Source organism: Flavobacterium amnicola (genome assembly GCF_004122165.1).
GTDB classification, from domain to species: domain Bacteria; phylum Bacteroidota; class Bacteroidia; order Flavobacteriales; family Flavobacteriaceae; genus Flavobacterium; species Flavobacterium amnicola.
Map to the genome: position 1 here is coordinate 38,216 of NZ_SBKO01000001.1, position 13,693 is coordinate 51,908.

14 protein-coding genes and 1 tRNA gene are annotated in these 13,693 nt (G+C 34.3%); 9 read left to right on the forward strand and 6 right to left on the reverse strand.

Annotation, left to right across the window (positions count from 1 at the left end):
• The first annotated feature begins 2 nt into the window (after positions 1 to 2).
• From EQG63_RS00205 to EQG63_RS00220, 4 genes are all read left to right on the forward strand, one after another.
• On the forward strand, positions 3 to 953 hold the full coding sequence (locus EQG63_RS00205) for a glycosyltransferase family 2 protein (protein WP_129433050.1): 951 nt from the start codon (positions 3 to 5) through the stop codon (positions 951 to 953).
• Positions 954 to 1,018: 65 nt separating this feature from the next.
• Positions 1,019 to 1,516, forward strand: a complete 498-nt coding sequence (locus EQG63_RS00210; RefSeq protein ID WP_129433053.1) for an ORF6N domain-containing protein — start codon at positions 1,019 to 1,021, stop codon at positions 1,514 to 1,516.
• 5 nt (positions 1,517 to 1,521) lie between these two features.
• Positions 1,522 to 3,249: a phospho-sugar mutase gene (locus EQG63_RS00215; RefSeq protein WP_129433055.1), complete on the forward strand. Its 1,728-nt coding sequence runs from the start codon at positions 1,522 to 1,524 to the stop codon at positions 3,247 to 3,249.
• Complete coding sequence (locus tag EQG63_RS00220; protein ID WP_129433057.1) at positions 3,249 to 5,081, forward strand: ABC transporter ATP-binding protein; 1,833 nt, start codon at positions 3,249 to 3,251, stop codon at positions 5,079 to 5,081. Before EQG63_RS00215 ends, EQG63_RS00220 begins: the two co-directional genes overlap by 1 nt.
• Before the next feature lie 62 nt (positions 5,082 to 5,143).
• Here the strand turns inward: EQG63_RS00220 and EQG63_RS00225 are convergent.
• Positions 5,144 to 5,217: transfer RNA gene (locus EQG63_RS00225), tRNA-Met, on the reverse strand.
• A 140-nt stretch (positions 5,218 to 5,357) separates the two neighbouring features.
• Here EQG63_RS00225 and EQG63_RS00230 point away from each other — a divergent pair.
• Both EQG63_RS00230 and EQG63_RS00235 read left to right on the forward strand, forming a co-directional pair.
• Positions 5,358 to 5,750: an START-like domain-containing protein gene (locus tag EQG63_RS00230; RefSeq protein ID WP_129433059.1), complete on the forward strand. Its 393-nt coding sequence runs from the start codon at positions 5,358 to 5,360 to the stop codon at positions 5,748 to 5,750.
• A gap of 62 nt (positions 5,751 to 5,812) precedes the next feature.
• Positions 5,813 to 6,622, forward strand: a complete 810-nt coding sequence (locus EQG63_RS00235; RefSeq protein ID WP_129433061.1) for an aminotransferase class IV — start codon at positions 5,813 to 5,815, stop codon at positions 6,620 to 6,622.
• Here the strand turns inward: EQG63_RS00235 and EQG63_RS00240 are convergent.
• The 5 genes from EQG63_RS00240 to EQG63_RS00260 all read right to left on the reverse strand — a co-directional run bounded on the left by EQG63_RS00240 (position 6,619) and on the right by EQG63_RS00260 (position 11,181).
• Positions 6,619 to 7,179, reverse strand: a complete 561-nt coding sequence (locus EQG63_RS00240; RefSeq protein ID WP_129433063.1) for a YqgE/AlgH family protein — start codon at positions 7,177 to 7,179, stop codon at positions 6,619 to 6,621. The genes EQG63_RS00235 and EQG63_RS00240 overlap by 4 nt on opposite strands.
• Positions 7,180 to 7,295: 116 nt before the next feature.
• Positions 7,296 to 7,571, reverse strand: coding sequence for an HU family DNA-binding protein (locus tag EQG63_RS00245; RefSeq protein WP_129433065.1), 276 nt, complete (start codon positions 7,569 to 7,571; stop codon positions 7,296 to 7,298).
• A 178-nt stretch (positions 7,572 to 7,749) separates the two neighbouring features.
• Positions 7,750 to 8,700 carry a methionyl-tRNA formyltransferase gene (fmt, locus tag EQG63_RS00250; protein ID WP_129433067.1) on the reverse strand — a complete coding sequence of 317 codons (951 nt, stop codon included), beginning with the start codon at positions 8,698 to 8,700 and terminating at the stop codon, positions 7,750 to 7,752.
• On the reverse strand, positions 8,700 to 10,592 hold the full coding sequence (locus tag EQG63_RS00255) for a RecQ family ATP-dependent DNA helicase (protein ID WP_129433069.1): 1,893 nt from the start codon (positions 10,590 to 10,592) through the stop codon (positions 8,700 to 8,702). The genes fmt and EQG63_RS00255 overlap by 1 nt, the downstream gene beginning before the upstream one ends.
• Before the next feature lie 52 nt (positions 10,593 to 10,644).
• A complete protein-coding gene (locus EQG63_RS00260; RefSeq protein WP_129433071.1) occupies positions 10,645 to 11,181 on the reverse strand; it encodes an AAA family ATPase in 537 nt (178 codons plus the stop codon).
• 127 nt (positions 11,182 to 11,308) lie between these two features.
• Between EQG63_RS00260 and EQG63_RS00265 the strand changes: the two genes are divergently transcribed.
• The 3 genes from EQG63_RS00265 to murA are packed head-to-tail and all read left to right on the forward strand — an operon-like array spanning position 11,309 to position 13,676.
• A complete protein-coding gene (locus EQG63_RS00265; RefSeq protein ID WP_129433073.1) occupies positions 11,309 to 11,596 on the forward strand; it encodes a DUF493 family protein in 288 nt (95 codons plus the stop codon).
• Positions 11,597 to 12,319 carry a DUF4290 domain-containing protein gene (locus EQG63_RS00270; RefSeq protein ID WP_129433076.1) on the forward strand — a complete coding sequence of 241 codons (723 nt, stop codon included), beginning with the start codon at positions 11,597 to 11,599 and terminating at the stop codon, positions 12,317 to 12,319.
• 46 nt (positions 12,320 to 12,365) lie between these two features.
• Positions 12,366 to 13,676, forward strand: coding sequence for a UDP-N-acetylglucosamine 1-carboxyvinyltransferase (gene murA, locus EQG63_RS00275; protein WP_129433078.1), 1,311 nt, complete (start codon positions 12,366 to 12,368; stop codon positions 13,674 to 13,676).
• The last annotated feature ends 17 nt before the right edge of the window (positions 13,677 to 13,693 follow it).

The window sequence follows — 13,693 nt, forward strand, 5'->3', positions numbered from 1 at the left end:
TAATGGACATTTCAATTATAATCCCTTTACTAAACGAACACGAATCGTTACCCGAATTAACTTCTTGGATTTCCAAAGTAATGAATACTCATAAATTTTCTTATGAAGTTATTTTTATTGACGATGGAAGTACCGATAATTCATGGGAAATAATTCAACAATTATCAAAAGAAAACGGAAACCTAAAAGGCATCCGTTTTTTACGCAATTATGGTAAGAGTCAAGCATTACACGCTGGTTTTGCGAAGGCAGAAGGAGATGTAGTCATTACTATGGATGCCGATTTACAAGATAGTCCGGATGAGATTCCAGAATTATACAACATGATTACCAAAGGGAATTTTGATTTGGTTTCAGGCTGGAAGAAAAAGCGTTACGATTCAGTAGTGGCTAAAAATTTACCTTCTAAATTGTTTAACGCTGCAGCTAGAAAAACTTCTGGAGTGAAATTGAATGATTTTAACTGTGGGCTGAAAGCCTATAAAAATGTAGTCATCAAAAACATTGAGGTTTCAGGCGAAATGCACCGTTACATTCCAGTTTTAGCAAAAAATGCCGGTTTTTCCAACATTGGAGAAAAAGTAGTACAACACCAAGCTCGAAAATATGGAGAATCTAAATTTGGCATGAATCGCTTTATTAATGGTTTTTTGGATTTGATTACGATTTGGTTTTTATCAAAATTCGGAAAAAGACCGATGCACTTGTTTGGACTTTTAGGAACCATTATGTTTATGATTGGCTTGCTTTCGGCAGGCTATATCGGTGCGATGAAACTTTGGAAGCTTTACAATAATTATGAAACCATTTTGATTACCGAAAATCCTTGGTTTTATATTTCATTAACCACCATGATTATTGGAACACAATTGTTTTTGGCAGGGTTTCTAGGTGAAATCATACTTCGTACGAAAAACAATGAAGAACGATACAAAATACAAGAAGTGATTTAACTTGAGATCTCAATTTGTGACCTCAAACATACAAGCCAAAAAAAATTAATTTAATATAAGCCAAAATGACTAATTTAGAAACCATTAAAAGTAGGATTCACGAAATTCGTGGACAAAAAGTAATGTTAGATTATAATCTAGCAATACTTTATGAAACTGAAACAAGAACTTTAAAGCAAGCCGTAAGAAGAAACATTGAAAGATTTCCTGAAGATTTTATGTTTGAACTCACAGAAGAAGAAATAGAAATTATGGTATCACATTTTGTGATACCATCTAAAAGTTTTTTAGGAGGAGCTAAACCCTTCGCTTTTACAGAACAAGGAATTGCAATGCTCTCTTCTGTTTTAAAAAGTCAAAGAGCGATAGATATTAACATTGCTATTATGAGAACTTTTGTCAAAATCAGACAATTTTCCTTGAGCTATGAAGAATTAAAAAAAAGAATTGAAGAAATTGAAAGTCAATTCCCAGACATATACAAAGCATTAAATTATCTTGTAGATAATGATGCAAAAGAATCAAGTAATACAGAAAGAGAGAAAATTGGTTATAAAAAATAACGAATATGCACATAGAACAGGAAATTTTAGACAAAGTAAATGTTTGGTTAACCCCTACATTCGACGAACATACACAAGAGACTATTAAAGAAATTATGACTTCTTCTCCTAAGGAGTTAGAGGACAGTTTTTATAAAAATTTAGAATTCGGAACGGGCGGAATGCGTGGTATTATGGGCATAGGTACCAATCGAATTAACAAATACACCCTTGGGAAAAACACCCAAGGCTTGGCGAACTATTTAAAAGTTAGTTTTCCTAATGAGGAATTAAAAGTGGCCATTGCCTACGATTGTCGTAACAATAGTGATACGTTAGCAAAAGTGGTTGCAGATGTCTTTTCTGCTAATGGAATAAAAGTTTTTTTATTTTCAGAAATGCGTCCAACACCAGAGCTTTCTTTTGCCGTAAGACATTTAGGGTGTCATACTGGAATTGTTTTAACCGCTTCACACAATCCACCAGAATACAATGGTTACAAAGTATATTGGCAAGACGGTGGACAAATCGTTCCGCCCCAAGATGCTGCTGTGATTGCCGAAATTGAAAGTTTACAATACAGTGATATTAAATTTGACGCCAATGAAAGTTTAATCGAATATATAGATGTTGCTGTCGATGAAGCATTTAGAGATTCAACCATCAAAAATGCAAGTTTCAACACTTCAACAGAAGCCAGAAAAAATTTAAAAATTATTTACACTTCCCTTCACGGGACTTCGATTAAAGCGATTCCTGGTGTTTTGGAAAAAGCAGGCTATACCGATGTTAATATTGTAGCCGAACAAGCCGAACCTAATGGAAATTTTCCAACTGTAGTTTCTCCCAATCCAGAAGAACCAGAAGCCTTAACAATGGCTTTGGCTTTGGCTGAAAAAATTGGAGGTGATATCGTAGTGGGTACCGATCCTGATTCTGACCGACTTGGCGTTGCCGTTCGTAATACGGATGGTAAAATGATGTTGCTTAATGGAAATCAAACCATGGTTGTCATGACTGCTTTCTTGTTGGAGCAATGGAAAAAGCAAGGAAAATTAACTGGAAATGAATTTATAGGTTCTACAATCGTTTCTACTCCGATGATGCTAGAATTGGCTTCGGCTTATGACGTAGAATGTAAAGTAGGATTGACTGGATTTAAATGGATTGCCAAATTCATCAAAGATTTCCCAAACCAAACCTATATTGGTGGTGGAGAAGAAAGCTTTGGTTATATGGTGGGCGATGCCGTGCGAGATAAAGATGCTGTGGCTGCTATTTTATTAGTCTGTGAAATCGCGGCTCAAGCCAAAGAAAAAGGAAGTACTTTATACCAAGAATTACTTCAAATGTATGTCGATTTCGGATTTTACAAAGAGCATTTAATTTCGATTACCAAAAAAGGAATTGAAGGCGCTAATGAAATCAAACAAATGATGGTAGAACTGCGTCAAAATCCGTTAAAAGAAATCAATGGACAACGTGTGGTATGCGTAGAAGATTACCAATCTTCAAAAGGAAAAGATTTTATGAACGGTGAAGAATTTGACATTTTAATTCCGAAATCGAACGTATTGATTTATTATTTGGAAGACGGAAGCAAAATATGTGCTCGTCCTAGTGGTACTGAACCTAAAATTAAATTTTACTTTAGCGTAAACTGTCAAATTGAAAACATAACTGATGTTACTGAAGCTGAAATACAATTAGACACAAAAATTAATAACATTATAGCAGCAATGCAATTGAACTAATGGATAACAATCTCAAAAAAATAATTCCGTTTGCATTACACTATAAGAGAAATGTAATTTTCAACATCTTCTTTAATATTTTGTATGCTTTTTTTAGCACCCTTTTGATGGTGTCCTTAATGCCAACTTTAAATGTCATTTTTGAAAAAGGAACTCGGGTTACTGAAAAGCCAATTTTTACTGGTCTAAGTGATATTAAATCTTTTGCCGAAAATTATTTAAATTACAACATTACACAAATTACAGACAATTACGGTTCTCAAAATGCCTTACTTTTAGTAATTGGAATTGTGCTTTTAACAGCATTGTTTAAAAATTTATTCAATTACTTAGCGGCAAGACATGTTACTGCATTAAGAAATGGTGTTTTGAGAGATATTCGCCAAAAATTATATCATAAAATAATTAATTTACCGATTTCGTATTATTCCGATCAACGAAAAGGAGATGTGATGGCCAGAATGTTAGGTGATGTAGGCGAAGTTCAAAATTCTTTTTTTCAAATTTTAGAATTAATTGTTCGTGAACCTTTAACTATCGCTTTTTCAATCGTTGCTATGTTTGCCATCAGTGCAAAACTGACTTTATTTGTATTTGTTTTTATTCCGATTTCTGGATTTATTATTTCAAGATTAGGTAAAAATTTAAAATCGAAATCACAACGAGCACAACAAGAACAAGGTATATTTATTTCTACTTTAGATGAAACACTCTCTGGACTTAAAGTTGTAAAAGGCTTTAATGCTGAAAATATTTTTATTCAAAAGTTCAACAATTCAGTAGACCGATTGCTAAAATTATCAAATAGTATCGCCAATAAAAATAACTTGGCATCTCCTATGAGTGAATTTTTAGGAATCATGACTATTGGAACATTACTTTGGTATGGTGGCCATTTGGTTTTAATTGAAAAAAGTCTAAGTAGTACTGCGTTCATTACCTACATCGCTCTAGCCTATACCATCTTAACGCCTGCAAAAGCAATTTCTAAATCATCCTATCAAGTAAAAGGTGGTTTGGCTGCTGCTGAAAGGGTTTTTAGTTTAATGGAACAAGAAAACACAATTGTAAACCATCCAAATGCCATTGTAAAAGAGAATTTCGATACTTCCATTTTAATTGAAAATATCAATTTTGCGTATCAAAAAGAAAACGTTTTAAAGAATTTTTCTTTGGAAGTACCAAAAGGAAAAACGGTAGCACTTGTTGGTCAATCTGGGTCAGGGAAAAGTACTATTGCCAATTTATTGACGCGTTTTTACGATGTTCAAGAGGGTAAAATCACTATTGATGGGGTTGACATCAAAGAAATGAATATGCATTCTTTAAGAGGCTTAATGGGATTGGTAACACAAGACTCCATTTTATTTAACGACACCATCAAAAATAATCTCCTAATCGGAAAGCCAACAGCAACCGATGAAGAAATAATTGAGGCACTAAAAGTAGCCAATGCTTACGAATTTGTAAAAGACTTACCGAATGGCATTGAAACCAATATTGGTGATTCGGGTGGAAAACTTTCTGGCGGACAAAAGCAACGTTTGTCTATTGCCCGTGCAGTGTTAAAAAACCCTCCAATCATGATTCTTGATGAAGCAACTTCTGCTTTGGATACCGAAAGTGAAAAATTTGTACAAGTGGCTTTAGAAAACATGATGCAAAATAGAACATCAATTGTCATTGCACACCGTTTATCAACCATTCAAAAGGCAGATAAAATTGTAGTGATGCAAAAAGGTGAAATTGTTGAGCAAGGTACTCACGATGAATTATTAGCAAAAAACGGCACTTACTCTAAATTAGTGATGATGCAATCGTTTGAGTCATAAAACAAGAAAATATACGCACAAAAAAACCCTAACTATTTGATTCGTTAGGGTTTATTTTTTTGTAGCGAAGACGGGAGTTGAACCCGTGACCTCAGGGTTATGAATCCTGCGCTCTAACCAACTGAGCTACCTCGCCAAGGTTTGTGGTTATTGCATCTCTCAATGCGGGTGCAAATATAAGACTATATTTAAAGGTTGCAAATTTTTTCAATAAAAAAACTCTTAAAAAATATTTTTTTTAAATACTAATATTATATATATTGCCAAAAAAAACAAATGGACAACAAAGTACGTTACGAATTAGAATTCCCTATACATTCCTCTCCACAACTTTTATATCAATATATCTCAACTCCATCTGGACTTCAAGAATGGTTTGCAGATAATGTAAATTCACGTGGCGAATTTTTTACTTTCAAATGGGACGATTCGGAAGAAAAAGCGCGCTTACATTCTAAAAAAACAGGTGAGAAAATAAAATTCAAATGGGTGGATGAAGAAAACAAAGACACCGAGTATTATTTTGAATTGCGTATTTTAGAAGACGACATCACTAAAGACGTATCATTAATGGTCGTTGACTTTGCCATTCAAGAAGACATTGACGAAGCTAAAATGCTTTGGGAAAATCAAATTTCCGACTTAAAACACGTGATTGGTTCGGTTTAAAATTTCATTTATAACGCTTATATTTGCACCGTCTTTTAACTAATTAAAAGGCGGTTTTTTTTATGCAAAATTCTGTTCTACAAAACAATCGCGGGTTTCTTTTTGGTGATGCAATTTTTGAAACTGTCAAAATCATAGACAATAAAGTTCTTTTTTCGGAAGATCATTATTTCCGTTTAATGGCATCGATGCGAATTTTACGAATGGAAATTCCAATGAATTTTACTTTAGAATTTTTTGAAAGTGAAATTTTAAAGGCAGTGCAATCACAACAACTTGAAACTTCTGCCCGTGCAAGAATAACGGTGTATCGAAAAGATGGAGGCTACTACCTACCCGAAACCAATGAAATAGAATACCTTATTTCTGTATCAAAAATTGCAAACCCACTGTACCAAGTTGAAAAGCAAGAGTATGAAGTTGATATTTACAAAGATTTTGTAATCCCGAAACAATTACTTTCCACCATAAAGAGTACAAACAAAGCCATAAACATCACAGGAAGCATTTACGCCAATGAAAATGGTTTAGACAATTGTATTTTACTTAATACAGATAAAAACGTTGTAGAAGCATTAAATGGAAATATTTTTATGCTAAAAGATGGAGTGTTACATACGCCACCAATTTCTGAAGGTTGTTTAAACGGAATTATGCGCAAACAAATCATAAGCCTAGCAAAAACGATTCCCGATTTAGAAGTGCAAGAAACACCTATTTCACCTTTTGATATACAAAAAGCTGATGAATTGTTTATTACTAATGTGATAAAAGGTATTCAACCCATAACAAAATACCGTAAAAAAGAATTTCAAACAAATATTTCAGAAGTGTTAACACAAAAATTGAATACTAAAATAAGACTGGGTTAGTTATAAATCGGATTTTCGGGTGCATTTGACCAAATTAAATAATCGCCACCTTGCTCCATAATTTTTTCTCTCCAAAAATCGGAAGCTGATTTACCAATTATTTTATTCCGCAATTCATTTTCGGAGATGATCCAGGAATTAGACGCTAATTCATTTTGCAATTGCTCGGCATCCCAACCTGAATATCCTAAGAAGAAACGGATATTATTTCTGCTTATTTTCCCTTGATTTATCAAATCTTTTGTCGACTCAAAATCACCACCCCAATAAATACCAGTTGCGATTTCTATACTCCCAGGAATAAGTTGTGGAATATTATGTATGAAGTATAAATTATCCTGCTCTATAGGGCCTCCGTTATATATTTTAAAGGATGCCGAAATTTCCGGAATTAAATCATGTATAGTATAGCCAAGTGGTTTGTTCAAAATAAAACCTACCGATCCTTCATCGTTATGATCAGCCAACAACACAACTGATCTATTAAAAGACAAATCTCCAGTGATAGAAGGTTCTGCTACCAGCAAATGCCCTCTTTTTGGTTTAGCTGCTATCATAATTATAAGATTTACATTTAAATTTAACAAAATAATTGCATACTCTCCAAATTAAATCGTTAAACTACACAAAAAAAGCCACGCAATGCGTGGCTTTTTGAAATTATAATAAACTATTATTTGTTTACTGATCCTTCTAAATCTGCACCAGCTTTGAATTTTACTACATTTTTAGCAGCAATTTTAATAGTTTTCCCTGTTTGAGGGTTTCTTCCATCTCTTGCAGCTCTTTTAGATACTGACCAAGATCCAAATCCTACTAGAGAAACTCTACCACCTTTTTTTAAAGTACCTTCAACATTTCCTAAGAATGATTCTAAAGCTGCTTTTGCAGCTGCTTTTGTAATTCCTGCATCAGCAGCAATAGCATCGATTAAATCTGATTTGTTCATAATAATTGTTATTAATTGATTGGTTAATATTAATACTTAGTCTTACAAATTTAATAGGATTTCCTTATTACACAACACCTGAGCGTTATTTTTGCATATTTTGTTAATAACTTCGATTTTTTGTTGATAAACCATGTTTTTTGTCGATAAAATTGCCATTTTTTGCATTATTAGCAAGCTATAAGACAATTGTTTGCTCTGAAAAAGACATCCCATTAAGCAATTCCTGCGTCAACATTTTCTTTTTTCCAGGAAATTGAAGCGAAATTACCTTCAAAAACCCACCATTAATGGCAATTTTCATTTCTTTTTTGGTAGTCAAAACAGTTCCTGAAGCTAAATTATGCACTTCCAACTCTTTTTCGACGTCGTACATTTTCACATTCCATTCTTCTTCTCCATCTTTAAAAGTACAATATGCCGTTGGATACGGTGATAATCCTCTTATTAGATTATATATTGTATGGATATCCTGAGAAAAATCAATTTTACAATTCTCTCGATCCAATTTATAAGCTGTTTTAATGTCGTCTGTATCGTGTTGAATTGTTGTTGTAACTTTTCCGGTAGAAATCAAATCCAACGTTTCAACGACTGCTCCACTACCCAATTCCATCAACCTATCATGTAACTCGCCTGCATTCTCCTTTTCTGAAATTGCAATTTCTTTACTTAAAATCATGGCGCCGGTATCAATTTTATCATCTATAAAGAAAGTAGTCACTCCGGTTTTGGTTTCTCCATTAATAATTGCCCAATTAATAGGAGCCGCTCCACGGTAATTTGGCAATAAAGAAGCATGCAGATTAAAGGTTCCTAATTCGGGCATTTGCCAAACGACGGCTGGCAACATTCTGAAAGCCACCACCACTTGCAAATTAGCATTTAAAGATTGTAATTCGGAAAGGAATTCTTCACTTTTTAAATTGGTCGGCTGTAATAATCGCAACCCTTTCTCCAAAGCATATTCTTTCACTGCTGAATATTTGATTTTTTGACCGCGTCCTGCTGGTTTATCAGCGGCTGTAATGACACCCACAACTTCATGCTTATTATCTTTTAGTATAGCATCTAAAATTCCTACGGCAAATTCGGGCGTACCCATAAAAACAATTCGTAATGGCTTCATTATATAGGTGTAAATTGATTCTTTGTATTAATTGTTATTAAATTATACTCCAATAGTTGTTTCAGAATAATTAAAAGTTGTTTTTCCTCCATTCTAATATTTTCAGAAAGCTCTCTGGAAGTTTTTGGCGCTTCATTAACCAATTGCAAAACTTGTTTTCTAATTTCTTCTTGGCTAAATTCTTTGGGTTTTTGACTTAAACAATAGGAACAAATCCCGCAATCCTTTTCCGATTTCTCCCCAAAGTAGGTCAATAACAATCTGCTTTTGCATTGCAATTCATCGGAAACAAATGCAACAACTGAAGCTAGCTGATTTTTTTTATTCAAATTTTGTTTTTCGAGGTATTTTGCCACTCTATTAATGGTTCTGTCATCTTCTCGAACTTCCAAAAAGGTAATTTTAGACTCGTTTTGTGTCGAAAAAAGTTCCACAACCCCTAATCCTTTTAATTTTTCCAGCAAATTTAAGACATTCGTTTCGGTTGTACCGGCATTTTTAGCCACAAAAACGGTATTCACATTGGTTTGCATTTCAAAAATACCAGCATAATTTCTCAAGATGGAATTTAAGATAGGTTCATCATTCGGATGTAAACTAATATAACGAATAACTTCCCTGGAATCTATAATAAATTGCACTTGTACTTTTTCTGATTGTTCATTGGACAGCGAAATAATACTTTGTCGGTCCAAAAACTGAAGACCATTAAACGTTTTTAAAACGGGTAATTTGTATTGATGGCAAAAATGAGTCAAACTAAACGGAAATTCTTCTGCAATTCCTTCACCATAAGCAATTTGAAAATAATTACACAGCTTCACATATACATCCTTTAAAAATGCTACTTCGGGTAACACTTCTAAAAATTGACTTTCCGCCTGTATTACATCGGAAGGAGAGGAAAGTAACACGGCAAATGCTTTTTCGCCATTACGCCCTGCCCTGCCCGCTTCCTGGTAATAACTCTCCAAACTTTCTGGTAAATTTACATGAATAACCGTTTTTACATTGGGTTTATCAATTCCCATTCCGAAAGCATTGGTCGCAATCATAATAGGATTCACTTCTTTCATCCATGACGCCATATTCGCTTCTTTTTCTTTTACGGATAATCCGCCGTGATAAAAAGTTGCTTTGAACCCTAAAGTATTGAGTTGCGAAGCATAATCGTGACAATTTTTTCGATTTCGGACATAAATAATACTGGGTCCGGTATTTTTTTGAAGAATTTGTTTGATTTTGTAGAGTTTATCTTCCGCTTTAATAATGTGATAGCCCAAATTTTCTCTAGCAAACGATTTTTGAAACAACTTCGGATTTTCTAAACCCAAAAGTGTTACAATATCTTCCTGCACTTGTGGTGTAGCTGAAGCGGTTAAGGCCACAAAGGGAATTTTAGTAAAGTGAGATTTAAGATTTTTAATTTTTAAATACGATGGCCGGAAATCATGTCCCCATTGCGACACACAATGCGCTTCGTCAATCGCAATTAGAGAAATGGGAAGTGCTTTTATTCGTTCCAATACCCAGTCTTGCTCCAAGCGTTCGGGAGACAAATACAAAAACTTATAATTCCCATACTGACAATTATCAAGCAAATCAATTAAGTCATCAGGCTTAATTCCGCCGGTCAATGCAATAGCTTTAATATTTTTGGATTGCAATTGTGCGACTTGGTCTTTCATCAAGGCCACTAATGGAGAAATCACCAAACAAATTCCTTCATTTACCATTGCGGGTACTTGAAAGCATAATGATTTACCTCCACCTGTTGGCATTAATCCAAAGGTGTCATTTCCATCTAAAACCGATTGTATAATATCTTCCTGAACCGATCGAAAGGATTTGTGATTCCAGTACTGTTCAAGAATTTGTAAGGCTTTTTGCAATTGAAAAACGTTTAAAGTCTAAAGTTATAAAGTTTAAGGTTTTAAACCAACTTTACTTCAAATATTCGAGAATAAAATCGACTCTTTCTTCAACCAAACCTATAGGTACTTCTATCAATTCGTAGCCGTATTTTTTATAGGTTAATTTTAAGTGGTCGTAAATAACTTTTGCTTGTTCAAAATTTTCATAACGCGCTTCATCACTCACGTAAATTTCTTCCCAAGGTGGAAGTACAAATACTTTATGATAGCGAGTATCGTTACAATGTTGATCAAAATAATCGGGGTAATCATCGCCTGAAAACTCCATATACGCTAAGATATCGGGAATACCTCTGTCTATAAATACAGGATGATTTTCTTCTTGGTGTGCGTTTTGGTATTGTTTTAGTCTTCCGTCAAGTAACATTTGACTAAAAAGTAGTGGTTCTGTCAAAAAAAGTTGATCAATCCCACGCTTTTGCGCCTCTAAAGTAACCTCGCGCGAAATTTCAGGATAACAGGCGTATCCTTTTTCAATCAATGTATCTATAATAGTAGACTTCCCAGTACCGGGACCACCAGTAATAACTATAATTTCTTTTTCCAAAACAGGCTATTCAAGGCGCAAATTTAAATAAAGTATTTGGTTTATAAAAATGATTTCTGAATTCCCTTTTTAGGAAATAAAAGTAAAAGCAAAAAACTGTATATTTGCGTTTATTTTAATGCAAGAGATGGATAAAAAAACGACTGAATTTTATATTCGATTAAAAGAAGAATTAAATAGTGTAAATAAAGTTTGGCCTTCAAAATATTTATATAAATTTATAGTCCCAACAGATACCGAAAAAATCAATGCTGTTGAAAAAGCTTTTGACAGAATGGGCGCTGTAATTGACACACGACAATCTAAAACCGGCAAATTTACTAGTGTTTCTGTAGACGTAGTAATGCCAAATGCTGACGAAATCATAAAAAAATACCAAGAAGTTTCGACTATAGAAGGTATAATCTCATTATAAATGGTTACAAAATATACGAAAGAAAATGCCAATGATGTGGTCAGTAATTTAGAATACAATTCTGAAAGAAAACCGCTTATCATTCCTGAATATGGGCGCCACATTCACAAACTTGTCGATCAAGCCATTGCTACCGATAATCGCGAAGACCGAAATAAATTGGCGAAATACATTATTTCTGTAATGGGAACCATGAACCCGCATTTGCGTGATGTGCCTGATTTTCAGCACAAATTATGGGATCAAATTTTCATTATGTCCGATTTTAAATTGGATGTGGATTCTCCTTACCCAATTCCGTCAAAAGAGGTTTTAAAAATGAAACCCGACCCGCTGAATTACCCACAAAACTTTCCAAAGTATCGTTTTTACGGAAACAACATCACTTATATGATTGATGTGGCGAATAAATGGGACGAAGGCGAAATGAAAAGTGCTTTGGTAAAAGTAATTGCCAACCACATGAAAAAATGCTACCTAAGCTGGAACAAAGACACCGTAACCGATGCTGTTATTTTTGAGCATTTGTACGAACTTTCAGAAGGCAAATTAAACCTAACAGGGTCTACGGAAGAATTATCGAATACCCACGATTTAATACGCACCAATAAAAGGGTTTCCAACAAAATGCAAACCAATAATAACAGCGGAAAACCAAAAATTATGACTCAGAAAAACGGACCTAAAAAACCGTTTATAAAAAACAATAACAATCCAAAATAATTAAGAGTACAACTCATAATTACTAACTTATAACTCATATTTCAAAATGGGCACTTTTAAAATAGAAGGCGGAAAGCCATTAAAAGGAAATGTACAACCTCAAGGAGCAAAAAACGAAGCGTTGCAAGTTTTATGTCCTGTTTTATTGACTTCAGAAAAAGTGAGAGTCACTAATATCCCTGATATTATAGATGTCAACAAACTGATTACACTTTTAGGAAATCTTGGAGTGAAAATTCAAAAAAATGGTCCTGGCGATTATACTTTCCAAGCCGATGAAGTAAATGTAAACTACTTAAAAACAGAAGCGTTCAAAAAAGAAGGCGGAAGTTTACGTGGTTCGATTATGATTGTTGGCCCTCTTTTAGCACGTTTTGGTTGTGGGTATATTCCAAAACCAGGAGGTGATAAAATTGGTCGTCGTCGTTTAGACACCCACTTTGAAGGATTTATTAATCTGGGCGCTAAATTCAGATACGAAAGAGAAGACCATTTTTATGGAGTTGAAATAGATGGAAAATTACAAGGTTCTTATATGCTTCTGGACGAAGCTTCAGTAACTGGAACAGCTAATATTGTAATGGCAGCTGTACTAGCGGAAGGTAGAACAACAATTTACAATGCTGCTTGTGAGCCTTACTTACAACAGTTGTGTAAAATGTTGAACTCTATGGGAGCCAAAATTACGGGTGTTGGTTCTAACCTATTAACCATTGAGGGAGTTGACAGCCTTGGAGGTTGTGAACACCGCATTTTACCAGATATGGTAGAAATAGGTTCTTGGATTGGCCTTGCCGCTATGACCAGAAGTGAAATCACTATTAAAAATGTTTCTTGGGAAAATTTAGGAGTTATCCCTAATGTTTTCAGAAAACTAGGAATCACGCTAGAGAAAAAAGGAGATGACATTTATATTCCTGCTCATACGGATGGTTACCAAATTAAAACGGATATTGATGGATCTATATTAACGGTTTCTGACGCACCTTGGCCAGGATTTACTCCTGATTTATTGAGTATTGTATTGGTAGTAGCCACGCAAGCTAAAGGAGATGTTTTAATTCATCAAAAAATGTTTGAAAGCCGATTGTTCTTCGTAGATAAACTAATTGATATGGGAGCCAAAATTATGTTATGCGACCCACACCGTGCTGTTGTTATGGGACATAATTTCCAATCACAATTGAAGGCAACGACAATGAGTTCGCCAGATATTAGAGCGGGTATTTCGCTATTAATTGCAGCTTTAACCGCAAAAGGAACCAGTACTATCCAAAATATCGAACAAATTGATCGTGGATACGAGCGTATCGACGAGCGTTTAAGAGCTTTAGGAGCAAATATTGTAAGAGCTTAATTTTATAAAAACACTAT